This is a genomic window from Caulobacter sp. GW821-FHT12F03, from assembly GCF_058806855.1.
On sequence record NZ_JBXAQC010000001.1, the window covers coordinates 154,230 to 176,532 of the forward strand.

Here is a 22,303-nt window from a genome sequence, read left to right on the forward strand (position 1 = left end):
CGCACACACCGGCCGTCATCCTCGCCCTTGTGGCGAGGATCCCTCGTGCAGCTGCAGCAGCGGCTCTCCAGCCTGACGCGTTCGGAACGTGTCGAGAGGGATCCTGGGCACAAGGCCCAGGATGACGACGGCAGGGCTAGCCGACCCGCTCCGCCCACGCCTTCTCCAGCGCTTCCGGCGTCCCGGTCCCGAACACATACCGGTCCGGCCGGACCAGCACCGCCTCGGCGGCGCGGCTGTTGAACCAGGGCGTCAGCTGGTCGGCGAACGGCGCGAGGGGGCCGTCGGCCAGCGACGCGCGTGTGATCAGCCACGGCCCCTCGCCGAGCCGGTCGTCGAGGCGGACGTCGCCCGCGCATGGCTGGGGGAAGTACTCGCCGCCGGGGCCGTCCAGCATCACGCCGGGGCCCAGGCGCGGCAGCGCGATCGGCGGCGGGGCCTGGCCGGCGGCGCGCTGGGCCAGCATGCCGGCGTCGCGCTGGGCCGCGGCCTGCGGGTCGCTGATGCAGACCACCCGGCCCATGGCGATGGCCAGCTCGATGACGCTGCGCACCGGCGGCTCGCGCTCGGTCTGGTAGCTGTCGAGCACGGCGGGGTCGGCGCCGCGCCGGATCACCGCCGCCAGCTTCCAGGCCAGGTTGTCGACATCGCGCAGGCCAGAGCAGAGGCCCTGGCCGGCGAACGGCGGGGTCTGGTGCGCGGCGTCGCCGGCCAGCAGCACCCGACCCTCACGCCATCGGTCGGTGACCCGGCCGTGGAAGCGATAGACCGCCTTGCGCTCAATCTCGACGACGTCCTCGCAGTTCCACGGCCTGAGCAGGTCGCGGATGACCGCGTCGTCGAGCAGGTCCTCGGGCTGTTCGCCGGGCAGCAGCATGAACTCCCAGCGGTGGCGGCCCTGGCTCATGACCAGGCAGGTGGTCGGTCGCGCGGGGTCGCAGATCTGCAGGTTGGCCGAGGGCAGCCGCGAGACGTCGCTGACCACCGCGTCGATGACCAGCCAGGGTTCGTCGAAGCCGTAGTCGCTCTGGCCGATGCCGAGGGCCTCGCGAACGGGGCTCTTCGCCCCGTCGCAGGCCACCATCCAGCGGGCGCGGATCGTCGCCTGGCCGTCCGGGCCCTCGACCGTCGCGGTCACGCCGCCGGCGTCCTGGGTGAAGGCGGCGAGCGTGCAGCCCAGCCGGGCCTCGATCAGCGGCGACTCCGACGTCAGCCGCCGAAGGGCGTGCTCAAGGCTCGGCTGGTGGAACATATAGCCCGGCGCCCAGCCGGACGGGCTGTCCAACCGCTGGTCGTAGCGCATCAGGATCTCGCCGGCGGCGTTGCGGAACTCGTAGGCCGCCGCCGGCTGCGAGGCCGCCTGCATCTCACCGGCGATGCCCAGCTTCTGGAACAGCCGCATGATCTCGTGGTCGAAGTGGGCGGCGCGCGGCAGGGGATAGACGCCGGTGTCCTTCTCCACGGCGATGGCCGTGACGCCCTCGCGCGCCAGCAGGGCGCAGAGCGCCGCGCCGACCGGCCCCATGCCGGCGACCAGGACATCGCAATCGTAGTCCATCAGACCGCCTCGCAGACCGCTTCGATGGCGCCCAGGCCGTCGACCTCGCAGCGCATCACGTCGCCGGCCTTGAGGAACCGGCGCGGGTTCATCGCCGCGCCGACGCCGCCCGGCGTGCCGGTGAAGATCACGTCGCCGGGCTCCAGCGTCATGGCCGTCGAGAGATGCTCGATCTGCGCCCAGACGTCGAACACCAGGTGCCTGGTGTTCGAGTTCTGCCGGGTCTCGCCGTTGATCAGGCAGCGCAGGTCCAGTGCGTGCGGGTCGGCGATCTCGTCGGCGGTGGTGATCCACGGGCCGAACGGCGCATGGGTGTCGAACGACTTGCCCAGCGACCACTGCGGCGTGCGGTGCTGCCACATCCGCTCGGTGACGTCGTTGCCGACACACCAGCCGAACACGGCGGCGGGGGCGTCCGCCCTGCCGATGTTGCGGCCGCCGGCGCCGATCACCGCGACCATTTCGACCTCGTAGTCGCACGCGGGGGTGGGGACCTGGACCGGATCGAACGGGCCGGTCACGGCTGTGCCGGCCTTGGTGAACCAGACCTGGTTGGGCGGCGTCTCCGCGCCGCTCTCGGCGATGTGGTCGGCGTAGTTGAGACCGATCGCCCAGATCTTGCCGGGCCGCGGGATCGGGGCCAGCAGGTGGACGCTGTCCAGCGCGAGGGCGCCGGTTCCGGCCGCCGCGATGGCGCGGACCTCGGCCTCGACGGCGGGCCAGGCCTTGATCAGGCCGATCATGTCGGCGGGCAGGCCGGGCGCGGCCCGATTGAGCGGCGTGATCCGGTCGCCGGTGACCGCGCCCAGTTCCGGCGCGCCGCCGGCGGTGAAGGTGGCGAGTTTCATGTCTGTCGTTCCTAGCCGAAGTCCGGCGGCGAGGGCTGGCCCCACTGCACGCCGAGAAGGTCCTGAAGGGTGGCGGTGTTAGGGGCTTCGGCGGCGGTCAGCAGGTCGCCGTCGGTCCAGTGTTCGAGGATGTGGCCCCAGGGGTCGCGCCAATAGTCGAACACCTGGCTGCCGAGGATGTGGCGGCCCACGCCCCAGGCGGCGGTGCGGGCGGCGGCCTTGAGGTGGTCGTGGCCGGCCATCAGGTCGTCCAGGTCGAGCACCTCGAAGGCGGCGTGATTGAAGCCCGGCCCGGTCGGCGCCTGCAGCAGGAACAGGGTGTGGTGGTCGGTGGGCGTCTCGCCCCGGTCGCAGCGCAGGAAGGCGCCGATCGAGAACTGCGGCGCGACGGCGATCTCGTCGGACGTGAGGAAGCCGAACCGCGCCTTGTACCAGGCCTCGGAGGTCCGGAAGTCTGACACGCCAAGCACCGCGTGGCCGAGGCGGAGGACGTGGGCCGGCCCCTGGCCGGTGCGCTTGACCGCGCGCAGGCGGGCGCGGGCCTCGATGCTGTTCCACGGCGGTCGCGGCTCGAAGGTCGCGGGCTCGGCCCAGGTCTGGCCGGCGACAACCTCGACCCGGTGGCCGTCAGGATCGGTCAGCCGCACGACCGATCCGCCGCCCGGCGCGTCCAGCGGCTCGACCGCGACGCCTTCGGCGGCGGCCAGCGTCTGAAGGTCGGCGAGGCTCGCGGCGCGGAAGCCGACGGCCGCAAAGCCGGCGTCGCCAAGTTCGGTGGCGTGCAGGAACGGCGCCCCGCCCTGGCCGCGCATGAACAGGCGCGTGTCATCGGCCTGGGCGACCTCGAGGCCGAACTGTTCGAGGAAGGCCCGCATCTGCGCCAGGTCGGGCGCGCGGAAGCGGACGTGGGCGATGTCCTCGATGCGGATCACGCTCATGATCGGGTCTCCGTGAATATGTCGACGGCGGCGGCGTCGCTGATGGCGCGGGCGAGGTCTTCGGCGACGCCCAGGCCGCGCAGCAAGCCGAAGTTCAGGTCGCGGCAAAGGTCCGCCGCCGGGGTCTGGCCGCGCGGTTCCAGGACCCGGCTGACGGCGACCATGGCCATGCCCATGGCCATCAGGACCCCGGTTTCCACGGTCAGGCCGCGAAAGGCGCCCGTCGCCAGGCCGGCCTCGATATCCGTCCGCACGCCCCGGTTCAGGGGCGCGTTCGGCAGGGTCGCGCCGGCGAACAGGCGCATCATCGCCCGGGCCCGTTCGGGGTTCTGGAGGGCGAAGCGCACGATGACGGTCTGGGCGCGGGCCATGCGGCGGGCGGGGTCGGTCACGCCGTCGTTGACGCGGTCGACCTGGGCTTCCGCTTCGGCGCGCACCTGTCTCGCGATCTCGCGCGCCAGGGCCTCCTTGTCGGTGAAGTGGTTGTAGAAGCTGCCCTTGGCCACATCGGCCGCCGCGACGATGTCGTCGATGCTGACCGCGTCGACGGACTGGGCGGCGAACAGGCTCTGCCCGGCCTGCAGTAACGCGGCCCGGGTGCGGGCCCGGCGCCGGTCCGGTTTGATGTCGATAGGGGCGGCGATCATCGCGCGGGTCCATATTTGACTGTTTAGTCATTATTGAACTAGTCAGTCAGAATTGCAAGCCGGTCGCGGTTCGGGCATGGGCTCTGCCCAGCAAGACCGCGCAGACGGCCTGACGCCACAAGGGGAAACGCCGATGACCACGCCCACGCCGATCAACCCCTTCGCCGGGCAGGACGCCCGCACCCTGATCGATGCGCAGGCCACGCGGCGCGGCGATCATCCCGCGCTGATCTGGGAACCCTTCGAGGGCGAGGGGCGGACCTGGTCCTACGCGCAACTGGCCGAGGACATCCGCCGCTTCGCAGCCGGCCTGCAGGCGCGGGGCGTGAAGCCGGCCGACCGGGTGCTGGTGCACCTCGACAACTGTCCGGAGTCGGTCATCGCCTGGCTCGGCTGCGCCTATGCGGGCGCGGTGGCGGTGACGACCAACGCCAAGTCCAGCGCCGACGAGATCAGCTATTTCGCCAGCCACAGCGGCGCGGTCGGCGGCGTGACCCAGCCCTGTTTCGCCGCGCTGGTTCGCGACGCCGCGCCGGGCCTCGGATGGCTGGTGGTGACCGAGACCGACAACGGCGCGCCCGCGACGGCCGACATCTCGGGATACGAACCCTTCTCCGCCCTGTCGGGCGATCCTGCGACCCTGACCGCCCGGCCGCACGATCCGATGGCCCACTTCGGCATCCAGTACACCTCGGGCACCACGGCCCGGCCCAAGGCGGTGCTGTGGACCCACGCCAACTTCCTGTGGGGCGCGAAGATGTGCGCCCTGCATGAGGACCTGCGTCCGGAGGACGTGCATCTGGTCTACCTGCCGATGTTCCACACCAACGCCCAGGTCTACTCCGTGGCGGCGGCGCTCTGGGCGGGAGCGACCATCGTGCTGCAGCCGAAGTTCTCCGCCTCGCGGTTCTGGCCGGTGTCGCTGAAGCACGGCTGCACCTGGGCCTCCATGGTGCCGTTCTGCCTCAAGGCCATCGCCGAGCAGCCGAAGCCGGACCGGCACAGCTACCGCCTCTGGGGCAACGGCATCTGCGAGCCGCCGACAGACAAACTCTTCGGGGTCAAGACCATCGGCTGGTGGGGGATGACCGAGACCATGACCCACGGCACGGTCGGCAACCCGCATCTGCCCGATGCGCCGATGTCGATGGGCCGCCCGTCGCCGGGATACCGCATCCATGTGCTCGACGAGCACGGCCGGCCGGTGAAGCCCGGCGAGACCGGCGACCTGCTGGTCGAGGGCCAGCCGGGTCTGTCGCTGTTCCTGGAATACGCCGGCGACCCGGCAGCGACCGCCAACGCCTACACGGCCGACGGCCTGTTCATCACCGGCGACCGGGTGCGGCTGGGCGAGGACGGGTTCCTGTATTTCGCCGACCGCAGCAAGGACATGCTCAAGGTCGGCGGCGAGAACGTCGCGGCGTCGGAGATCGAGCGGGTCGTCGCTTCGGTGGCCGGGGTCCGCGAATGCGCCGTGGTCGGCCGCCGTCACCCGATGCTCGACGAGGTGCCGGTGGTCTTTGTGATTCCGGTGGATCCGGCGGACACGACCCTGCCGGACCGGATCCTCGAGGCCTGCACGGCGACGCTTGCCAGTTTCAAGCGGCCGCATGAGGTGCGGCTGACGCCAGAGCTGCCCCGATCGACGCTGGAAAAGATCGCCAAGGCCGAGCTGCGGGCGCTGCTGGCGGCTGAACGATAGTCACTCCTCCCACTCTCGGGGGAGGATCGTCACGCGAACGCCGCCATCCCCGTCAGCAGCACTCGCCCGTCATCCGACCGCAGCGCCAGCCGCACGGTCTCGCCATGCTGGTCATGCGCCAGGGTTATCGGCTGTCCGGGAAACGCCTGGCTGGTGAACCGCGCCGCCAGCCGGGTCAGCCGTCGCGTGTCGCCGCCGGCGTAGAGCCGCGCCGCTTCCAGACCGGCGAGGGCCCAGAGCGCCGTGCCGTGGATGATGATGTCGGGCAGTCCCGCCGCCAGCGCGACATGGCGCTCGGTGTGGATCGGGTTCCAGATCTCGGCGCATTCCGAATAGATGTGCGGCAGACCCGGGCTGGTCGGGATCGTGACCGTGGGCGCATCCTCGGCTGGCGCTTCATACGCGGGCGAGGGCAGGTCCGGCGTCTCCGCGCCCGTCAGCGCTACGTCGCGATAGACCGTGGTCGACAGGGTCTCGACCATCAGTTCGCCGGTCCGGGCGTCCCGCGTGTCGAAGCGGATGGCCGTCACCACGCCGGCCCGGCTGGCCCGGGCGCCCAGCAGGGTGGCGGTGAGCTCCAGCGCGTCGCCGGCGCGGATCGGGCGGTGGAAGCGGCTGTCCTGGCCGGCGTGCACGGCGCGGCGCCCCTCGGCGGCGGTCAGGGTCTGATCCGGATGCTCGCGCGCCAGCAGCACCAGCACCCATTCCGGAGAGACCACCTGCATCGGCAGGGCGAACAGGCCGTCCGGCGCGGCGTCGTCGAGGCCGGCGGCGTCGTCCGGCGCCAGCGCGGCGCGATAGGCCAGCGCGCGTCGGGGCGTCATCTCCCATGCGACGGGCCCCCAGGTCGCACCCGCGAGATCGGCGTTGAACGGCATGGATGGCTCCCCGACTTGTCGCCCCTGTGTGCAGGGGTCTATCACCGGTCCCCATTCAGGAGCGAGACATGGCCGCGGGCTTCACCTTCACCGAGACGCTGACCGAGGCGGATCGCGAGATCCTCACCGACGAGGCGCTGGCCTTCCTCGGCGAGCTCGTCGACCGTTTCGCCGCGCGCCGCGACGAGCTGCTGGCGGCCCGCAAGGTCTGGCAGGCGCGGATCGACGCCGGCGGCCTGCCCGGCTTCCGGCCCGAGACGGCGACGATCCGCGAGGGCGACTGGACGGTCGGAGCCTTGCCGGCGGACCTGCTCGACCGGCGCGTCGAGATCACCGGCCCGGCCGAGCCGAAGATGGTCATCAACGCCCTCAACAGCGACGTGAAGCTGTTCATGGCCGACTTCGAGGACGCCCTGTCGCCGACCTGGGCCAACGTCGTCGGCGGCCAGCGGGCCTTGCGCGACGCCATCGCCCGGACGCTGACCTGGGACGATCCGGCCAGCGGCAAGCACTATGCGCTCGGCCCGAAGCTCGCGACCCTGGTCGCCCGGGTCCGCGGCCTGCATCTCGACGAGAAGCACATCCTGCGCAATGGCCGGAAGGTCCCCGGGGCGCTGGTCGATTTCGGCCTCTACTTCCACCACAACCACGCCGCCCTGAAGGCCATCGGCAGCGGGCCCTACCTCTATGTGCCCAAGCTGGAGCACCACGAGGAGGCGCGCTGGTGGAACGAGGTGTTCATCTTCGCCCAGGAACGTCACGGCGTCCCCGTCGGCACGATCAAGGCGACTATGCTGATCGAGACCCTGCCGGCGGTCTTCGAGATGGACGAGATCCTGTACGAGCTGAAGGACCACGCGGCGGCGCTGAACTGCGGCCGCTGGGACTATATCTTCAGCTACATCAAGACCCTGCGCCGGCACGGCGACCGGCTGCTGCCGGACCGCATGTCGGTCGGCATGGACAAGCCGTTCCTCGACGCCTACTCGCGCCTGCTGATCCGCACCTGCCACCGCCGGGGAGCCCTCGCCATGGGCGGCATGAGCGCCTTCATTCCGCGCAAGGATCCGGACGAGAACGCCCAGGTGCTGGAGCGGGTGCGGGCCGACAAGGCGCGCGAAGCGGCCAACGGCCACGACGGCAGCTGGATCGCCCATCCCGGCCTGTCAGACGTGGTCAACGATGTTTACGGCAAGGCCTTCGCGCCGGGGCGGACCAACCAGCTGGAGGTCAGCCGCGCCAATGACGCGCCGGTGACGGAAGCGGACCTGCTCGCCCCGCCCCCGGGACCGTTCACCGAAGCCGGCCTGCGCCACAACCAGCGGGTCGCGGTGCAGTACATCGAGGCCTGGCTCGGCGGGTCCGGCGCGGTGGCCATCTACGGCCTGATGGAGGACGCGGCGACGGCCGAGATCTCCCGCGCCTCGATCTGGCAGTGGATCCGCAATGGCGTGACGCTCGACGACGGAACGCCGGTGACGGCCGCGCTGTTCGAGAAGACCTTTGTCGAGGAACTGGCCGTGGTTCGCGCCGAGGTCGGCGAGGCGCGCTGGGCCTCCGGCCGCTGGGACGAGGCGGCGCAGCTGATGCGCGACCTCTGCCTGCAGGACGAGTTCGCGGAGTTCCTGACGCTGAGCGCCTACGAGCGGCTGTAGGGCTCGAGCCGACTAACTCCGTCATCCTCGCCCTTGTGGCGAGGATTCCTCTGGACGCGAAGCGAACAGCCAAGGCTGGAAAGCCGCACGTGCGGCTGCGCGAGGGATCCTGGGCACAGGGCCCCGGATGACGGGATCAGGGGACCACCACCTCAATCCAGTCCGCCTCGCCCAGCTCCACCTCGTCGAGGTTCTCGCCCGGACCGGCGCGGTCGATGACGAGGAAGTCGCTCTCGGCCTCCAGCGCCAGCGAATAGTGGTGCCAGGTTCCGGCGGCGTAGTTCACACCCTGGTCGCCGGAGGCGAGGAACACCTCGATCCGGTCCGGGTCCAGATCACCCGCCGGGGCCACGGCCACCAGGTACGACCGGCCGTTCAGCGGCATGAAGGCCTGGCTGCCCAGCGGATGGCGCTCCATGATCTTCAGCACGGCCGGGATGAGCGGCTGCGAGCGGAACAGGCTGACGATGGTCCGGCCGCCGCCCTCGGCCGTGTCGATGGCCGCCAGGTCGTTGAACCGCGTCGTGGCCCCGTAGTTGATCGGATACCGCTCGACGCCGTCGCGGGCCGAGATGACGTCGCCGTAGGGGGCGAAGGCCTCAGGCGTCATGAGCTTTGGCGTGACCCGCCGCATCACTTCGTCTCCGCCTTGATCCAGGCGCCGAGACGGTCGCGCTCGGCCCGGGTCATGCCGGTCTCGTTGCCGAGCGGCATGCTGTCGGTGGCCACGGCGCGCTCGTAGATGCGCGGGGCGTAGCGGCGGATTTCCTCGGGCGTGTCGTAGGCCACGCCGTTGGGCGGGCCGGCGAAGGCCGGGTTGGTCGGGTTGGCCGAGTGGCAGGCGATACAGTGGGTGCGGACGATGACCTGCACCTCGCGGAACGGCACGACCCCGGCGATCTCCGCGGCCTTGGGCTTCGTGCCAATCGCCAGCAGCATGACCAGCAGGAAGATGAAGCCGCCGCCGACGAGGATCATCGGCTCGCTGGAGCCGGCGTTCCGGCGGTTGAAGAAATGGCGGATGGTGACGCCGGCCAGGCCGATGCCGGCGACCAGCAGCCAGTTCAGCGGATGGTCGATGACCATCGGGTAGTGGTTGCTGACCATCAGGAACAGCACCGGCAGGGTCATGTAGTTGTTGTGCACCGAGCGCATCTTGCCGCGCTTGCCGAGCGCCGGGTCGACCGGTTCGCCGGCCAGCATGGCCGCGACGATCTTCCGCTGGTTGGGGATGATCACCAGGAACACGTTGGCCACCATCACCGTGCCGATCATCGCGCCCAGGTGGATGAAGGCGCCTCGGTTGCTGAAGAGGTGACTCAGCGCATACGCGGCGGCGGTGAGGATCAGGAACCAGACCACCCCGAACAGCCGCAGCCGCTGGCCCAGCGGCGAGCGGCACAGGCCGTCGTAAAGCAGCCAGCCGCCGGCGAGGAAGGCGAGGCCGATCGCCACCGCCTGCCACGGCGCCAGCGCCGCCTTGGATGGATCAATGAGGTAGGTCGGGGCGCCGAGGTAGTAGATCACCCCGAGCAGGGCGAAGCCGCTGAGCCAGGTGGTGTAGGCCTCCCATTTGAACCAGTGCAGGTCCTCGGGCATGTCCGGCGGGACCGAGAGGTATTTGCGCTTGTGATAGAAGCCGCCGCCATGGACGGCCCACAGGTCGCCCTGCACGCCCTGGGGCGTCGTCGCATCGGCCTTCAGCCGGGCGTCCAGCCACATGAAGTAGAAGGACGAGCCGATCCAGGCGATGCCGGCGATGACGTGCAGCCACCGGACGCCGAGGTTCAGCCAGGCGAGGAGGTCGGCGATCATGGCGTCTCGATCATCTGCAGGAGTTGGGCGGCCACGGCCACGGCGATCACTTCCGGCGCCTTGCTCTTGAGGCCGGGCAGGCCGATCGGGCTGGTCAGGCGGGCGACGGCGGCCTCGGGAACGCCGTCCTCGCGCAGGCGGCGCAGGAAGCGGGCGCGCTTCGTGTCGGAGCCGATCAGGCCGCAGTAGCGGAAGGTCCCGGCGGTCAAGGCGGCCCGCGTGAGCTGGTAGTCCAGGTCGTGGTTGTGGGTCAGGATGAGGACGAAGTCGGTTTCGGCGATGTCGCCGGCGATCGCGACCAGCCGTGCCTCGTCGTGCACGGCCACGCCGGGGGCGGCGGCCTCGTCGCGGCTGTCATGCCAGTCGAGCAAGAAGGGCAGCGGCGCGAACGCCCGGGCGATGGCCTGGCCGACATGGCCGGCGCCGAACATCAGCAGGCGAGGTTTGCGGGCGTCGACGGTCTCGATCAGGGCGTCGCCGTCGCCGAGCTTCGGCCGGCGGCCGGGGAGGGGCTGGCCGCTGGCGTCGACCATGCGGATGAGGGCGCCGGGCCATTGATCCATTCCTCCCCTCGCAGAGGGGAGGGGGACCGCGCGGAGCGCGGTGGAGGGGGCTGCGCCGGGGCAGCCGGAGGAGCCGGAATTCAGGATAGGGCCGCTGGCGTTCGCGCTGCCCCCTCCACCATGCTTCGCATGGTCCCCCTCCCCAACTGCGTTGGGGAGGATCGACCGATGGAGGGCGTCGCCGCGGACGCTGGCCTTCAGGCTGTAGCGTGCGCCGGCGGATTCGCGCGCCACCGCTTCGCCGAGCCAACCGGCGCTGCCACCATCCAGCCGCTCCAGCAGCAGCCGCACATGGCCGCCGCAGCACTGCTGCAGGAACGGGCCGAGCGGATAGTCCTGCAGCGCCCAGCTTCGCCCGGACGCGAGCATACGCCGCGCCTGATCGGTCGCGCGGTGTTCCAGCGCGCCGCCGCCGATGGTGCCGCTCTGGCCGCGTTCGCCGACCAGCATGCGGGCGCCGGCCTCGCGCGGGGTCGAGCCCTCGGCGGCGACCACCGTGACCATGGCCAGCGCCTCGCCACGGCGCACGGCGGTCAGGGCCTGGGCGGCCCAGCTCATGCCAGTCCCGCGCGGCGACGGACGTCGTCCACGGCCATCAGGATGCGCTCGGGCGTCGCCGGGGCGTCGAGGTCTGGCATGACCCGGTCGTCGCCGGCCGCCGCCACGGCCTGGGTCAGGGCCGAGAACACCGAGATGGCCAGCATCAGCGGCGGCTCGCCGACGGCCTTCGACCGGTGGATCGTCGGCTCGGCGTTCGGCTCGCGCCAGAAATCGATGTTCAGCACCCCCGGCCGATCGGAGGCCGTCGGGATCTTGTAGGTCGAGGGGGCGTGGGTCTTCAGCACGCCCTTGCTGTCGAAGACGAGCTCCTCGGTGGTCAGCCAGCCCATGCCCTGGACGAAGCCGCCCTCGATCTGGCCCAGATCGATGGCCGGGTTCAGCGAGGCGCCGCAGTCGTGCAGGATGTCCGTGCGCAGGCAGCGGTTCTCGCCGGTGAGGGTGTCGATGATCACCTCCGACACCGCCGCGCCCCAGGCGTAGTAGAGGAACGGCCGGCCCTGATGGCGGGCCCGGTCGTAGTGGATCTTCGGCGTGCGGTAGTAGCCCGCCGCCGACAGCGAGATACGGTTGAACCAGGCCTTCTTCGCCAGCTCGGCGAAGGTCAGGCTGCGATCTCCGCCGTGAACGGCATTGTCCGCGAACGTCACCTGGCCTTCGGCCACGCCCAGTTCCCGGGCCGCCACTTCGACCAGCCGGTCGCGGATCTGCGTCGCCGCGTCGAGCGCCGCCATGCCGTTGAGGTCCGAGCCGGACGAGGCGGCGGTGGCCGAGGTGTTGGGCACCTTGTCGGTGGCGGTCGCGGTGATCTTCACCCGGTCGAGATCGAGGCCGAACACGTCGGCGACCACCTGGGCGACCTTCACATACAGGCCCTGGCCCATCTCCGTGCCGCCGTGATTCAGCATGACGCTGCCGTCGGTGTAGACATGCACCAGCGCCCCGGCCTGGTTGAGGTGGGTGGCCGTGAAGCTGATGCCGAACTTGACCGGCGTCAGGGCGATGCCGCGCTTGAGCCAGCGGTTCTGCGCGTTCCACCGCTGTATGGCCGCGCGGCGGGCGCGGTAGTCGCTGCTGGCCTCCAGCTGTTCGATCAGGGCCAGCGCGGGACTGTGCTCGACCGTCTGGCCGTAGGGGGTCTGGTCGCCAGCCCCGCCGTAGAGGTTGGCCTTACGCACATCGAGCGGGTCCTTGCCCAGGTGCAGGGCCATGGCGTCCATCGCCCGCTCGACGGCCATCATCCCCTGTGGCCCGCCGAAGCCGCGGAAGGCGGTGTTCGACACGGTGTGGGTGCGGAAGCGGTGCGAAACGATCTCCGCCGTCTGCAGCGCATAGGCATTGTCCGAATGGAACATCGCCCGGTCGTTGATGGCCATCGACAGGTCGGCCGAATAGCCGCAGCGGCTGGCCAGATCGAAGGCCGCGCCGGCCAGTCTGCCGTCGTCGTCGAAGCCGACCGACCAGGCCGTTTCGAAGTCGTGCCGCTTGCCGGTCATGGCCATGTCGTCGTCGCGGTCGACGCGCACCTTGGCCGGGCGGCCGGTGCGCACGGCGATCAGCGCCGCCGCCGCCGCGAACAGGGCCGGCTGGCTCTCCTTGCCGCCGAAGCCCCCGCCCATGCGGCGGATCTCGACGGTCACCGCGTGGTCGCGGAGCCCAAGCACCCGGGCGACGTTGTGCTGCACCTCGGTCGGGTGCTGGGTCGAGGACCAGACGTGGACGTCGCCGTCCTCGCGCGGGGTGGCCAGGGCGATCTGGCCTTCGAGGTAGAAGTGGTCCTGGCCGCCGATGGCGAGTTTCCCGTCCAGCCGGTGCGGCGCGGCGGCGATGGCGCCGGGGGCGTCGCCGAGGCGCATGGTCTGGGCCGGCTCGATGACGCTGCCGGCGGCGCGGGCCTCTGCGATCGTCAGGACGGTCGGCAGGTCCTCGTAGGCGACCTTCGCCAGTTTCGACGCGGCGAGCGCCTGGTCGCGCGTCCCGGCCGCGACAGCGAACAGCGACTGGCCGACGTACTGCACCAGACCGTCGGCGAAGAGGGGATCATCGCCGGCCACGGGGCTGACGTCGTTGATCCCCGGGATGTCCTTCGCGCAGACCACATCGACCACGCCCGGCGCGGCGCGGACGGCGCCGAGGTCCAGCGAGACGACGCGGGCGTGGGCGCGCTGGCTCATGCCGAGGACGACGTGCAGCAGGTCGCGCGGCTCGGGGATGTCGTCGATGTATAGCGCCCGGCCGGCGACATGGCGCTCGGCGCTGTCGTGTTTGACCGCGGTGTGGACGATGCCGGAGTCAGCCATGCGCCGCCTCCGCGTCCAGCACGCTGACGGCCTCGCCCCGCGACTCCGCCAGCAGCCTGCGCAGCAGGTTCCGCGCCGCGGTCAGGCGATAGGCGGCCGAGGCGCGCATGTCGTCGATCGGCTGGAAGTCGCTCGCCAGCGCGGCCGCGGCGGCGTCGACGGTGGCGTCACTCCACGGCCGGTCGGTCAGGGCGGCTTCGCAGCCGGCGGCCCGTTTCGGCGTCGCGGCCATGCCGCCGAAGGCGACGCGGGCATTTTCAACAACGCCGTCTTTTATGGTCAGGGCGAAGCCGCCGCAGACGGCGGAGATGTCCTGATCGAAGCGCTTGGACAGCTTGAACACGCGATAGAGCACGGCCGCTTCGGGCCGGGGGACGATCACCGCCTCGACGAACTCGCCGGGCCGGCGGTCCTGCTTTCCGTAGGCGAGGAAGTAGTCCTCAAGCGGCAGTTCGCGGGTCGCCCCGCCCTGGCGCAGGACCAGCCTCGCGCCGAGCGCGATCAGGGCCGGGGGCATGTCGCCGATCGGCGAGCCGTTGGCGATATTGCCGCCGATCGTGCCGTTGTTGCGCACCTGCACCGAACCCAGCCGGCGGATCATCTCACCCAACGACGGATGCAGGCCCGTGAGGGTCTTCAGCGCCTCGCTGTAGCGGACGCCCGCGCCGATCCGCACGCTGCCGGGCGTCTCGCTGATTGTCCTGAGCTCGGCGACCTGGCTGATCGAGATGATCACCGGCAGGTCGCGGTTCTGCTTGGTGACCCACAGGCCGACGTCGGTGGCCCCGGCCAGCACGACCGCGTCCGGATGGGTCTCGACCAGACCGGCCAGATCGCCGAGCGACTTCGGGGCGAACCAGCGGCGGCCGTTGTGGCTCAGGCCCAGCGCCTCGTCGCGCGACAGCGCCTGAAGCGCCGCGACGGGATCATCTTCCGCCGGCATCCCCGCCGCTTCGCCCGCCGCCAGGATCGGGCCGTAGCCGGTGCAGCGGCAGAGGTTGCCGGCGATGCTGTCGGCCACCGGCGGGGGGCTGTCCTCGCGGCCGCGCGCCCACAGCGACATCACGAAGCCCGGGGTGCAGAAGCCGCACTGCGAGCCGTGATGCTCGACCAGCGCCGTCTGCACCGGATGGTCGCCGCCGAGGCTCTCGACGGTCTTCAGCGCCTTGCCGTCGAGCATCGGCGCGAACAGGATGCAGGCGTTGACCGCCCGCCACTTCACCCGCTCGCCGTCAAGTTCGCCCAGCGCCACGGTGCAGGCGCCGCAGTCGCCCTCGGCGCAGCCCTCCTTGGTCCCGGTCCGGCGCAGGTCGTAGCGCAGCAGGTTCAGCACCGTCGTCGTCGGGTCGATGTTCCGCAGTTCGCGGATCTCCCCATCGAGCACGAAGCGGACGACGTCGCGCACCCTCAGCTCCCCCGGTAGGTCGAGTAGCCGAACGGGCTGACCAGCAGCGGCACATGGTAGTGGGCGGCCGTGTCGGCGACGCCGAAGTCGATGACCACCGTCTCGAGGAAGGCCGGGTCGGGCAGGGTTATACCGGCCGCGCGGAAATAGGCCCCGACCTCGAATTCCAGCCGATAGGCGCCGGCCTCGATCGTCTCGCCCGACAGCAACGGCGCGTCGCAGCGGCCGTCGGCGTTGGTCACGGTCTCGACCAGCACCGCGCCGTCCCGCGACAGGCGCAGCGTCACCCCGGCGGCGGGGCGGCCGTGGGTGGTGTCCAGAACGTGCGTCGTCAGACCGGTCATGCTCGCTCCAGGGGCCGCGATATGCGGGGAGCCGTCCAGAATCCCCCTCGATTGCGACGAATGCAACCTTCGCCGCCGGTTAAGGCCTCGCAAACCTTGACGATGGACGCATCGCGGGCCTGCTATGTCCGTCCCATGAGCGACAGTTATCCCAGAGACCTGATCGGCTACGGCCCAAATCCTCCGCATGCGGACTGGCCGGGCGGCGCGCGCATCGCCGTGCAGGTCGTGCTGAACTACGAGGAGGGGGCGGAGAACAGCGTGCTGCACGGCGACGCCGGGGCCGAGACCTTCCTGTCGGACATGATCTTTCCCGGGCCCGTCGAGGGCGGCCGGAACATGAGCATGGAGTCGATCTACGAGTATGGCGCGCGGGCCGGGGTCTGGCGGCTGCTGCGCCTGTTCGATCGGTATGACGTGCCGCTGACGGTGTTCGGCGTGGCCCAGGCCCTGGCGCGCAATCCGGTGGCCGTGGAGGCCTTTCTACAGGCCGGCCACGAGATCGCCAGCCACGGCTACCGCTGGACCAATTACCAGGCCGTGCCCGAGGCCGTGGAACGCGAGCACATGGCCCGGGCCATCGAGATCCACACCCGCCTGACCGGTGAGCGGCCGCTGGGCTGGTACACCGGCCGCACCAGCCCCAACACGCGGCGGCTGGCGGCCGAGGAGGGCGGCTTTCTCTATGACGCCGACGACTATTCCGACGACCTGCCGTTCTGGTCGACCCAGACGGCGACGCCGCACCTGATCGTGCCCTACACCCTGGAAGCCAACGACATGCGCTTCTCTGGCACGGGGCTGAACACCGGCGAGCAGTTTTTCAGCTACCTGCGCGACGCCTTCGACGTGCTCTACGCCGAGGGCGAGGAACGGCCGCGCATGCTGTCGATCGGGCTGCACTGCCGGCTGGCCGGGCGGCCCGGCAAGCTGGCGGGACTGGAGCGGTTCCTGAAGCATGCGCTGTCGCACCAGGACGTCTGGTTCGCCCGGCGCATCGAGATCGCCCGTCACTGGCGCAAGCGGCATCCCTATGTCGGGTAGGGAGGGGTTCATCCAGCGCTACGGGGCGGTCTACGAGGACAGTCCCTGGGTCGCCGAGGCCGTCTGGCCGGGGGCCGGCGCGCTGCGCTCGGTCCAGGCGCTGTCCGGCGCGATGGCCGCCGTGGTCGATTCCGCTTCGCGCGAGCAGAAGCTGGCCCTGATCCGCGCCCACCCGCAGCTGGCCAGCCGCGCGCGCATGGCCGACGCCTCGGTGCGCGAACAGTCGGGCGCCGGCCTCGACCAGTGCTCGCCGCAGGAGTTCGCCGACTTCCAGCGGCTCAACGCGGCCTACAACGACCGCTTCGGCTTTCCGTTCATCGTCGCGGTGAAGGGCCTGACCCGCCGCGACATCCTGGACGCCTTCGCGGCCCGCCTCGACAACGACCCCGAGACCGAGTTCGCCGAGGCCCTCCGCCAGATCCACCGCATCGCCGCCTTCCGGCTGGCCGACCTGTTCGAGGACGCGTCTTGAGTCACCCCTTCAACGGCCTGATCGATCTGGCCCAGCCACGGCTGGGCGGCCAGGTCGTCTACGCCACCGACGACTTCTTCGCCGACAAGGCCCGGCTGATCGACCCGGCCGAGCCGGTGTTCATCCCCGGCAAGTACGACGATAACGGCAAGTGGATGGACGGCTGGGAAAGCCGCCGCAAGCGCGTCCCCGGCCATGACTGGGCGATCGTCAGGCTGGGCGCGCCCGGCGAGATCGCCGGCTTCGAGATCGACACCCGCAACTTCACCGGCAACTATCCGCCGAAGGCCTCGATCGAGGGCTGCGTCTCGGACGCGGCGATCCCCGCCGAGGACGCCGTCTGGACGACCCTGGTTCCCGTCATCGACCTGAACGGGAACGACCGGCGCTGGGTGAAGGCGCAGCCCGGCGGCGTCTGGACCCATGTGCGGCTGAGCATCTATCCGGACGGCGGCGTCGCGCGGCTGCGGGTCTACGGGACGATCCACAAGGACTGGAGCCGGGTCGCGCCGGGCGAGGTGCTCGATCTGCTGGCGATGGAGAACGGCGGCCGGGGGCTGATCGCCAACGACGAGCATTTCGGTCGGGTCGAGAACCTGACCGCGCCGGGCCGGGGCAAGGACATGGGCGATGGCTGGGAAACCCGCCGGCGCCGCGAGCCGGGCCACGACTGGTCCATCCTCGAACTCGGCCACGCCGGAACGATCGAGGAAATCATCGTCGACACCGCCCACTTCAAGGGCAACTACCCGGACCGCTGTTCAATCCAGGCCTCGGCCGAGGCGGCGGGCTCGCCGGCGGAGATCGCCATGCAGGCGGAAGGCTGGCCGGTCCTGCTGCCCGAGACGAAGCTGCAGATGGACCACGTCCACGTGTTCACCGACGGCATCCGCCCGCATGCGCCGATCCGGTTCGTGCGGCTGAACATCTATCCCGACGGCGGGGTCAGCCGGTTGCGGCTGAAGGGACGACTGGCCGGGGGGTGACGTCCCTCCTCCGTCATCCTCGGGCTTGTCCCGAGGGTCCATGAACACCGTGACAGCCGGACGTCCGCGCCATCGCCGCCTTGACGACCAAGGTCCGCGCGCATGGGTCCTCGGGACAAGCCCGAGGATGACGGGGGGAACGGGGACACGCACTGAAGTGCATGTCCCCAACGCCCTACTGGACGAACAGGCCCTGGATCTTGCCGTCGGCGTTGATCGACAGGGTCCAGTGCAGGACCGCGCCGTTCTGGAAGGTCACATCGTAGGTGTAGGGGTCGGCCTGGCTGGTCGCCGTGACGGCGGTCACCGGACCGAGGGCGGCCAGCTGGGCCGGGGCCGACGCGTTCTGCTTCACGGCGGCGGCCAGCTCGGGGATCATGGCGTCGTAGTTGGGCGCGCCCGACTGGATGGCGGTGATGGTCGAGCGCAGCGTGGCCTCGGCCTCGGTCGGAGTGGCGGCGAGCGCGGGCGCGGCGGCGCCCAGAACGAGGACGGCGGCGAGGGCGGCGAGGCGTTTCATGGCAATCTCCTGAACAGCGCGGAGTCCCATAGGACGCCGCTCTGACGACAGCAGCTTAAACCTTGGTCATGAATTCAGGCGGCCAGCGACAGGCCGCCCTCGCGCGCGATGAAATCGACGATCTCGTCCACGCCCCTGAGCCGCGACAGGTCGCTCATCACGAACGGCCGGGCCCCGCGCTGGGCCCGCGCGTCCGATTCCATCACCGCCAGATCCGCCCCGACGTAGGGCGCGAGATCGGTCTTGTTGATGATCAGCAGGTCGGAGCGGGTGATCGCCGGGCCGCCCTTGCGGGGGATCTTCTCGCCCTGGCAGACGCTGACGACATACAGGGTCAGGTCGGCCAGGTCCGGCGAGAAGGTGGCCGCCAGGTTGTCGCCGCCGCTCTCGATGAAGATCACGTCGAGGTCGGGGAAGCGGGCGTTCATGGTGGCGATGGCGGCCAGGTTGATCGAGGCGTCCTCGCGGATCGCCGTGTGCGGACAGCCGCCGGTCTCGACGCCGAGGATGCGGTCCTCGGGCAGCGCCTGCAGCCGGGCCAGGATCAGCGCGTCCTCGCGGGTGTAGATGTCGTTGGTCACCACCGCGACGCTCCAGCGGTCGCGCATCGCCTTGCACAGCTTCTCGGTCAGGGTCGTTTTGCCGGACCCGACCGGGCCGCCGATGCCGACGCGCAGGGGGCCGTGTTTGCTGGTCATGACAGGAACAGTCTCGGTTGAAGGGTCTCGTGCCGCATCGCGGCGATGTCCGACATCAGCGCGGCCGAGCCGAGGTCGTCCAGGGTCGAGTGGGCGGCGCGGGCGGCCGTCTCGAGGATGACGGCCTCGACGGCGGCCAGGCTGCGCACGCCCTCGGTCTGGCCGAGCGGCACAAGCCGCAAGGCAACGGAAACGAGATTGCCGGCGAAGGCGTGCAGGCTCGCGACCAGCGCGTCCCGGAGCGGGATGCCGGCCAGGCCACAGGCCGCACCGACCGCGACGGGCCAGGGCGCATCGTCGAGCGCCGGGCAGTGGTCCGGCCAGGCGCGGGCGGCCCTCAGGAAGGCGTTGCCCTGACCGAGCGTCTCGGCCAGACGCTCGGCCGACGGAGCCAGCGCCCGCGCTAGGTCGGCGACCCCGGCAAGGCGGTCAGGATCGCGGGCGGCGGCGTAGGCCTCGGCGAACAGCACCGCGTCGGTCCAGCCCGAGCCCGCCGTCACCAGCCCGTCGATCCAGTCGACCAGTGTCTCGCCATCCCGCACCGCCCCGTCGGAAATGGCCTGCTCCAGCCCGTGCGACCAGCCGAACATGCCGACCGGAAACGCCGGCGACAGCCAGGTGAGCAGGCGCAGCAGGGCCGCGGTGTCAGTCATGGTGATGATGGTGGCCGTGGTCGCCATGATCGTGCGCCTGGTGGTCGCCGCCATAGGCCCCGCCCTCGGGATGGAACGGCAGCGAGACCCTGCTGACCCGCGCGCCGAGGTGCTCGAGCATGTGGCCGATGACATGGTCGTACAGGATCAGGATGCGGTCCGGCTGGATCTCGGCGGCCAGATGACGGTTGCCGATGTGCCAGGCCAGCGTCAGCAGGTGCTTCGGATCGCGTCCCTGGATCTCCAGCAGGTCTTCCTCGGCGGCGATGATCTCCACCAGCCGGCCGTCTTCCAGCGCCAGCGCGTCGCCATGGGCCAACGCGGTGGTCTCGGCGAAGTCGACCAGCACCGCGTCGCCGTGCACGCAGGTCAGCCGCTTGCGGCGGATGCGGCGCAGGTCATGCGGCAGCACCGCCAGATCGAACGGGACCCCGTCGTACTGTCCCCGTCGCTTCACGCCGACGGCCCGGAAGGTGTTGCTCATGAGGTCAGCCCTAGAAGAGGAAATAGCGCTGGGCCATCGGCAGGACCTCCGCCGGTTCGCAGGTGAGCAGCTCGCCGTCGGCCCGGACCTCGTAGGTTTCCGGGTCGACCTCGATGTGCGGCAGGGCGCTGTTGTGGATCATCGAGGCCTTGGAGAGGCCGCCGCGGGTGTTCTCGACCGCCAGCAGGTCCTTGTCGACGCCGATGCGCCCGCGCAGGGCGTTGTCGACCGCCGCCCGCGAGACAAAGGTCACCGAGGAGCGGGCCGTCGTCTTGCCGAAGGCCGCGAACATTGGCCGGTAGTGCACCGGCTGCGGCGTCGGGATCGAGGCGTTCGGGTCGCCCATCGGGGCCGCGGCGATGGTCCCGCCCAGCAGGACCAGCGCCGGCTTCACGCCGAAGAAGGCCGGGTCCCACAGCACTAGGTCCGCCCGCTTGCCGACCTCGACGCTGCCGATGTGGCGACTCAGGCCCTGGGCGATGGCCGGATTGATCGTGTACTTGGCGATGTAGCGCTTGACCCGGTTGTTGTCGGCCGCGCCGTCGCCGGGCAGGGGGCCGCGCTGGCGCTTCATCTTGTCGGCGGTCTGCCATGTGCGGATCAGCACCTCGCCGACCCGGCCCATGGCCTGGCTGTCGCTGCTGATGATCGAGAAGGCTCCGATGTCGTGCAGGATGTCCTCGGCCGCGATGGTCTCCCTGCGGATGCGGCTCTCGGCGAAGGCGATGTCCTCGGGGATCGACGGGTCGAGGTGGTGGCAGACCATCAGCATGTCGAGGTGCTCGGCGATGGTGTTGACCGTGTAGGGCCGCGTCGGATTGGTCGAGGACGGGATCACGTTCGACAGGCCGCAGACCTTGATGATGTCCGGCGCATGCCCGCCGCCGGCGCCCTCGGTGTGGAAGGCGTGGATCGTGCGGCCCCGGAAGGCGCCGATGGTGTCCTCGACGAAGCCCGACTCGTTGAGCGTGTCGGTGTGGATCATCACCTGCACGTCATGGGCGTCGGCCACCGACAGGCAGCAGTCGATGGCGGCGGGCGTCGTGCCCCAGTCCTCGTGCAGTTTCAACGCGCAGGCGCCGGCGAGAATCTGCTCCTCCAGCGCGCCGGGCAGGGAGGCGTTGCCCTTGCCGGCGAAGGCGAGGTTCATCGGAAAGCCGTCGGCGGCCTGGATCATCCGTTCCAGATGCCAGGGGCCGGGGGTGCAGGTGGTGGCGTTGGTGCCGGTCGCCGGGCCGGTGCCGCCGCCCAGCATGGTGGTGACGCCGCTCATCAGCGCCTCCTCGATCTGCTGCGGGCAGATGAAGTGGATGTGGGCGTCCATCCCGCCGGCGGTGAGAATCCTGCCCTCGCCGGCGATGGCCTCGGTGCCCGGGCCGATGACGATGGTCACGCCGGGCTGGGTGTCGGGATTGCCGGCCTTGCCGATGCCGGCGATGCGTCCGTCCTTCAGGCCGACGTCGGCCTTCACGATGCCCCAGTGGTCGATGATCAGGACATTGGTGATCACCGTGTCGACCGCGCCCTGGGCCCGCGTCGCTTGGCTCTGGCCCATGCCGTCGCGGATCACCTTGCCGCCGCCGAACTTCACCTCCTCGCCATAGGTGGTGAAGTCCTTCTCGACCTCGACGAACAGCTCGGTGTCGGCCAGCCGCACCCGGTCGCCGGTGGTCGGACCGAACATGTCGGCATAGAGGGCGCGGCTGATGAGGGCCATCAGAGGTCTCCCATCACGGCCTGCCGGAAGCCGTAGACGCGGCGCGCGCCGAGCAGCGGCGTGAGCGTAACCTCGCGGGTCTGGCCGGGCTCGAAGCGCACCGCCGTGCCGGCCGCGATGTCCAGCCTGTGGCCGCGCGCCGCCTCGCGGTCGAAGGCCAGCGCCGGATTGGTCTCGAAGAAGTGGTAGTGGCTGCCGACCTGGATCGGCCGGTCGCCGGTGTTGGCCACCGCGAGCGTGACCGTCAGGGCGCCGGCGTTGAGCGCGATCTCGCCGGGGGCCGGGATGACCTCGCCGGGGATCATCGGCGGCTCCGCACCTTCAACGCCCGCAGCACCGGCCGGGCCAGGAAGAACCCGACCAGCAGCACCGCGCCGGCCAGCAGGATCCAGCCCTCGTGGTCAGCGCTCAACGGATGCAGGAGGCCCGGCAGGCCATGGTGGTCCTCGTCGTGGGCCAGGGCGGGCGACGCGGCCAGGGCGGCCAGGGCGAAGAAGGGCAGTGAGAGCTTTTGCATG

23 protein-coding genes are annotated in these 22,303 nt (G+C 70.6%); 5 read left to right on the forward strand and 18 right to left on the reverse strand.

Going from position 1 to position 22,303, the window contains the following annotated elements:
• Positions 1-136: 136 nt before the first annotated feature.
• From AC1RN0_RS00745 to AC1RN0_RS00760, 4 genes are read right to left on the reverse strand one after another with little or no spacing between them, the layout of a single operon-like run.
• Positions 137-1,558, reverse strand: a complete 1,422-nt coding sequence (locus tag AC1RN0_RS00745; protein WP_492785511.1) for a bifunctional 3-(3-hydroxy-phenyl)propionate/3-hydroxycinnamic acid hydroxylase — start codon at positions 1,556-1,558, stop codon at positions 137-139.
• Positions 1,558-2,406, reverse strand: coding sequence for a fumarylacetoacetate hydrolase family protein (locus AC1RN0_RS00750; RefSeq protein WP_492785512.1), 849 nt, complete (start codon positions 2,404-2,406; stop codon positions 1,558-1,560). Before AC1RN0_RS00750 ends, AC1RN0_RS00745 begins: the two co-directional genes overlap by 1 nt.
• A gap of 11 nt (positions 2,407-2,417) precedes the next feature.
• On the reverse strand, positions 2,418-3,344 hold the full coding sequence (locus AC1RN0_RS00755) for a VOC family protein (protein WP_492785513.1): 927 nt from the start codon (positions 3,342-3,344) through the stop codon (positions 2,418-2,420).
• A complete protein-coding gene (locus AC1RN0_RS00760; RefSeq protein WP_492785514.1) occupies positions 3,341-3,991 on the reverse strand; it encodes a TetR/AcrR family transcriptional regulator in 651 nt (216 codons plus the stop codon). The genes AC1RN0_RS00755 and AC1RN0_RS00760 overlap by 4 nt, the downstream gene beginning before the upstream one ends.
• 133 nt (positions 3,992-4,124) lie before the next feature.
• Between AC1RN0_RS00760 and AC1RN0_RS00765 the strand changes: the two genes are divergently transcribed.
• On the forward strand, positions 4,125-5,693 hold the full coding sequence (locus tag AC1RN0_RS00765) for an AMP-binding protein (RefSeq protein WP_492785515.1): 1,569 nt from the start codon (positions 4,125-4,127) through the stop codon (positions 5,691-5,693).
• 29 nt (positions 5,694-5,722) lie between these two features.
• On the opposite strand, the gene AC1RN0_RS00770 is transcribed toward AC1RN0_RS00765, so the two are convergent.
• The gene (locus AC1RN0_RS00770; RefSeq protein WP_492785516.1) at positions 5,723-6,571 is read right to left on the reverse strand and encodes a MaoC/PaaZ C-terminal domain-containing protein; all 849 of its coding nucleotides are present in this window, start codon (positions 6,569-6,571) and stop codon (positions 5,723-5,725) included.
• Positions 6,572-6,639: 68 nt separating this feature from the next.
• On the opposite strand from AC1RN0_RS00770, the gene aceB reads away from it, so the two are divergent.
• The gene (gene aceB, locus AC1RN0_RS00775; protein ID WP_492785517.1) at positions 6,640-8,226 is read left to right on the forward strand and encodes a malate synthase A; all 1,587 of its coding nucleotides are present in this window, start codon (positions 6,640-6,642) and stop codon (positions 8,224-8,226) included.
• Between the two features lie 136 nt (positions 8,227-8,362).
• Here aceB and AC1RN0_RS00780 read toward each other — a convergent pair whose 3' ends face one another.
• Genes AC1RN0_RS00780 through uraH form a run of 6 tightly spaced genes read right to left on the reverse strand, consistent with a single transcriptional unit; the run spans position 8,363 to position 15,211 of the window.
• On the reverse strand, positions 8,363-8,860 hold the full coding sequence (locus AC1RN0_RS00780) for an ureidoglycolate lyase (protein ID WP_492785518.1): 498 nt from the start codon (positions 8,858-8,860) through the stop codon (positions 8,363-8,365).
• Entirely contained in the window at positions 8,860-10,041 is a 1,182-nt protein-coding gene (locus AC1RN0_RS00785; RefSeq protein WP_492785519.1) for a urate hydroxylase PuuD, read from the reverse strand. The genes AC1RN0_RS00780 and AC1RN0_RS00785 overlap by 1 nt, the downstream gene beginning before the upstream one ends.
• Positions 10,038-11,162 carry an XdhC family protein gene (locus tag AC1RN0_RS00790; RefSeq protein ID WP_492785520.1) on the reverse strand — a complete coding sequence of 375 codons (1,125 nt, stop codon included), beginning with the start codon at positions 11,160-11,162 and terminating at the stop codon, positions 10,038-10,040. The genes AC1RN0_RS00785 and AC1RN0_RS00790 overlap by 4 nt, the downstream gene beginning before the upstream one ends.
• Complete coding sequence (gene xdhB / locus AC1RN0_RS00795) at positions 11,159-13,462, reverse strand: xanthine dehydrogenase molybdopterin binding subunit (RefSeq protein WP_492785521.1); 2,304 nt, start codon at positions 13,460-13,462, stop codon at positions 11,159-11,161. The genes AC1RN0_RS00790 and xdhB overlap by 4 nt, the downstream gene beginning before the upstream one ends.
• A complete protein-coding gene (gene xdhA / locus AC1RN0_RS00800) occupies positions 13,455-14,867 on the reverse strand; it encodes a xanthine dehydrogenase small subunit (protein WP_492785522.1) in 1,413 nt (470 codons plus the stop codon). Before xdhA ends, xdhB begins: the two co-directional genes overlap by 8 nt.
• Positions 14,868-14,869: 2 nt before the next feature.
• A complete protein-coding gene (gene uraH / locus AC1RN0_RS00805) occupies positions 14,870-15,211 on the reverse strand; it encodes a hydroxyisourate hydrolase (RefSeq protein ID WP_492785523.1) in 342 nt (113 codons plus the stop codon).
• Positions 15,212-15,346: 135 nt separating this feature from the next.
• Between uraH and puuE the strand changes: the two genes are divergently transcribed.
• From puuE to alc, 3 genes are read left to right on the forward strand one after another with little or no spacing between them, the layout of a single operon-like run.
• Positions 15,347-16,255: an allantoinase PuuE gene (gene puuE, locus AC1RN0_RS00810; RefSeq protein ID WP_492785524.1), complete on the forward strand. Its 909-nt coding sequence runs from the start codon at positions 15,347-15,349 to the stop codon at positions 16,253-16,255.
• Positions 16,245-16,727, forward strand: a complete 483-nt coding sequence (gene uraD / locus AC1RN0_RS00815) for a 2-oxo-4-hydroxy-4-carboxy-5-ureidoimidazoline decarboxylase (RefSeq protein ID WP_492785525.1) — start codon at positions 16,245-16,247, stop codon at positions 16,725-16,727. The genes puuE and uraD overlap by 11 nt, the downstream gene beginning before the upstream one ends.
• On the forward strand, positions 16,724-17,713 hold the full coding sequence (gene alc, locus AC1RN0_RS00820; protein WP_492785526.1) for an allantoicase: 990 nt from the start codon (positions 16,724-16,726) through the stop codon (positions 17,711-17,713). The genes uraD and alc overlap by 4 nt, the downstream gene beginning before the upstream one ends.
• Before the next feature lie 175 nt (positions 17,714-17,888).
• Here alc and AC1RN0_RS00825 read toward each other — a convergent pair whose 3' ends face one another.
• The 7 genes from AC1RN0_RS00825 to AC1RN0_RS00855 all read right to left on the reverse strand — a co-directional run bounded on the left by AC1RN0_RS00825 (position 17,889) and on the right by AC1RN0_RS00855 (position 22,302).
• On the reverse strand, positions 17,889-18,233 hold the full coding sequence (locus AC1RN0_RS00825) for a hypothetical protein (protein ID WP_492785527.1): 345 nt from the start codon (positions 18,231-18,233) through the stop codon (positions 17,889-17,891).
• A gap of 74 nt (positions 18,234-18,307) precedes the next feature.
• A complete protein-coding gene (gene ureG / locus AC1RN0_RS00830) occupies positions 18,308-18,931 on the reverse strand; it encodes an urease accessory protein UreG (RefSeq protein ID WP_492785528.1) in 624 nt (207 codons plus the stop codon).
• On the reverse strand, positions 18,928-19,611 hold the full coding sequence (locus AC1RN0_RS00835) for an urease accessory protein UreF (protein ID WP_492785529.1): 684 nt from the start codon (positions 19,609-19,611) through the stop codon (positions 18,928-18,930). The genes ureG and AC1RN0_RS00835 overlap by 4 nt, the downstream gene beginning before the upstream one ends.
• Positions 19,577-20,068 (reverse strand): urease accessory protein UreE, encoded by a 492-nt coding sequence (locus AC1RN0_RS00840; protein ID WP_492785530.1) that lies wholly within the window; start codon positions 20,066-20,068, stop codon positions 19,577-19,579. The genes AC1RN0_RS00835 and AC1RN0_RS00840 overlap by 35 nt, the downstream gene beginning before the upstream one ends.
• 10 nt (positions 20,069-20,078) lie before the next feature.
• On the reverse strand, positions 20,079-21,785 hold the full coding sequence (gene ureC / locus AC1RN0_RS00845; RefSeq protein ID WP_492785531.1) for an urease subunit alpha: 1,707 nt from the start codon (positions 21,783-21,785) through the stop codon (positions 20,079-20,081).
• Positions 21,785-22,090, reverse strand: coding sequence for an urease subunit beta (locus tag AC1RN0_RS00850; protein ID WP_492785532.1), 306 nt, complete (start codon positions 22,088-22,090; stop codon positions 21,785-21,787). The genes ureC and AC1RN0_RS00850 overlap by 1 nt, the downstream gene beginning before the upstream one ends.
• Positions 22,087-22,302, reverse strand: coding sequence for a hypothetical protein (locus AC1RN0_RS00855; RefSeq protein WP_492785533.1), 216 nt, complete (start codon positions 22,300-22,302; stop codon positions 22,087-22,089). The genes AC1RN0_RS00850 and AC1RN0_RS00855 overlap by 4 nt, the downstream gene beginning before the upstream one ends.
• Position 22,303: the final 1 nt, after the last annotated feature.

Excerpts from the sequence above, each read along its gene's own strand:
- AC1RN0_RS00765 (WP_492785515.1), top strand. The coding sequence starts at position 4,125 with ATGACCACGCCCACGCCGATCAACCCCTTCGCCGGGCAGGACGCCCGC.
- AC1RN0_RS00790 (WP_492785520.1), bottom strand. The coding sequence starts at position 11,162 with ATGAGCTGGGCCGCCCAGGCCCTGACCGCCGTGCGCCGTGGCGAGGCG.
- AC1RN0_RS00770 (WP_492785516.1), bottom strand. The coding sequence starts at position 6,571 with ATGCCGTTCAACGCCGATCTCGCGGGTGCGACCTGGGGGCCCGTCGCA.
- xdhB (WP_492785521.1), bottom strand. The coding sequence starts at position 13,462 with ATGGCTGACTCCGGCATCGTCCACACCGCGGTCAAACACGACAGCGCC.
- uraD (WP_492785525.1), top strand. The coding sequence starts at position 16,245 with ATGTCGGGTAGGGAGGGGTTCATCCAGCGCTACGGGGCGGTCTACGAG.
- AC1RN0_RS00840 (WP_492785530.1), bottom strand. The coding sequence starts at position 20,068 with ATGAGCAACACCTTCCGGGCCGTCGGCGTGAAGCGACGGGGACAGTAC.
- AC1RN0_RS00745 (WP_492785511.1), bottom strand. The coding sequence starts at position 1,558 with ATGGACTACGATTGCGATGTCCTGGTCGCCGGCATGGGGCCGGTCGGC.
- AC1RN0_RS00850 (WP_492785532.1), bottom strand. The coding sequence starts at position 22,090 with ATGATCCCCGGCGAGGTCATCCCGGCCCCCGGCGAGATCGCGCTCAAC.
- AC1RN0_RS00750 (WP_492785512.1), bottom strand. The coding sequence starts at position 2,406 with ATGAAACTCGCCACCTTCACCGCCGGCGGCGCGCCGGAACTGGGCGCG.
- AC1RN0_RS00835 (WP_492785529.1), bottom strand. The coding sequence starts at position 19,611 with ATGGCGACCACGGCCACCATCATCACCATGACTGACACCGCGGCCCTG.
- aceB (WP_492785517.1), top strand. The coding sequence starts at position 6,640 with ATGGCCGCGGGCTTCACCTTCACCGAGACGCTGACCGAGGCGGATCGC.
- puuE (WP_492785524.1), top strand. The coding sequence starts at position 15,347 with ATGAGCGACAGTTATCCCAGAGACCTGATCGGCTACGGCCCAAATCCT.
- AC1RN0_RS00785 (WP_492785519.1), bottom strand. The coding sequence starts at position 10,041 with ATGATCGCCGACCTCCTCGCCTGGCTGAACCTCGGCGTCCGGTGGCTG.
- AC1RN0_RS00760 (WP_492785514.1), bottom strand. The coding sequence starts at position 3,991 with ATGATCGCCGCCCCTATCGACATCAAACCGGACCGGCGCCGGGCCCGC.
- uraH (WP_492785523.1), bottom strand. The coding sequence starts at position 15,211 with ATGACCGGTCTGACGACGCACGTTCTGGACACCACCCACGGCCGCCCC.
- AC1RN0_RS00755 (WP_492785513.1), bottom strand. The coding sequence starts at position 3,344 with ATGAGCGTGATCCGCATCGAGGACATCGCCCACGTCCGCTTCCGCGCG.
- AC1RN0_RS00780 (WP_492785518.1), bottom strand. The coding sequence starts at position 8,860 with ATGCGGCGGGTCACGCCAAAGCTCATGACGCCTGAGGCCTTCGCCCCC.
- ureG (WP_492785528.1), bottom strand. The coding sequence starts at position 18,931 with ATGACCAGCAAACACGGCCCCCTGCGCGTCGGCATCGGCGGCCCGGTC.
- ureC (WP_492785531.1), bottom strand. The coding sequence starts at position 21,785 with ATGGCCCTCATCAGCCGCGCCCTCTATGCCGACATGTTCGGTCCGACC.
- AC1RN0_RS00855 (WP_492785533.1), bottom strand. The coding sequence starts at position 22,302 with ATGCAAAAGCTCTCACTGCCCTTCTTCGCCCTGGCCGCCCTGGCCGCG.
- AC1RN0_RS00825 (WP_492785527.1), bottom strand. The coding sequence starts at position 18,233 with ATGAAACGCCTCGCCGCCCTCGCCGCCGTCCTCGTTCTGGGCGCCGCC.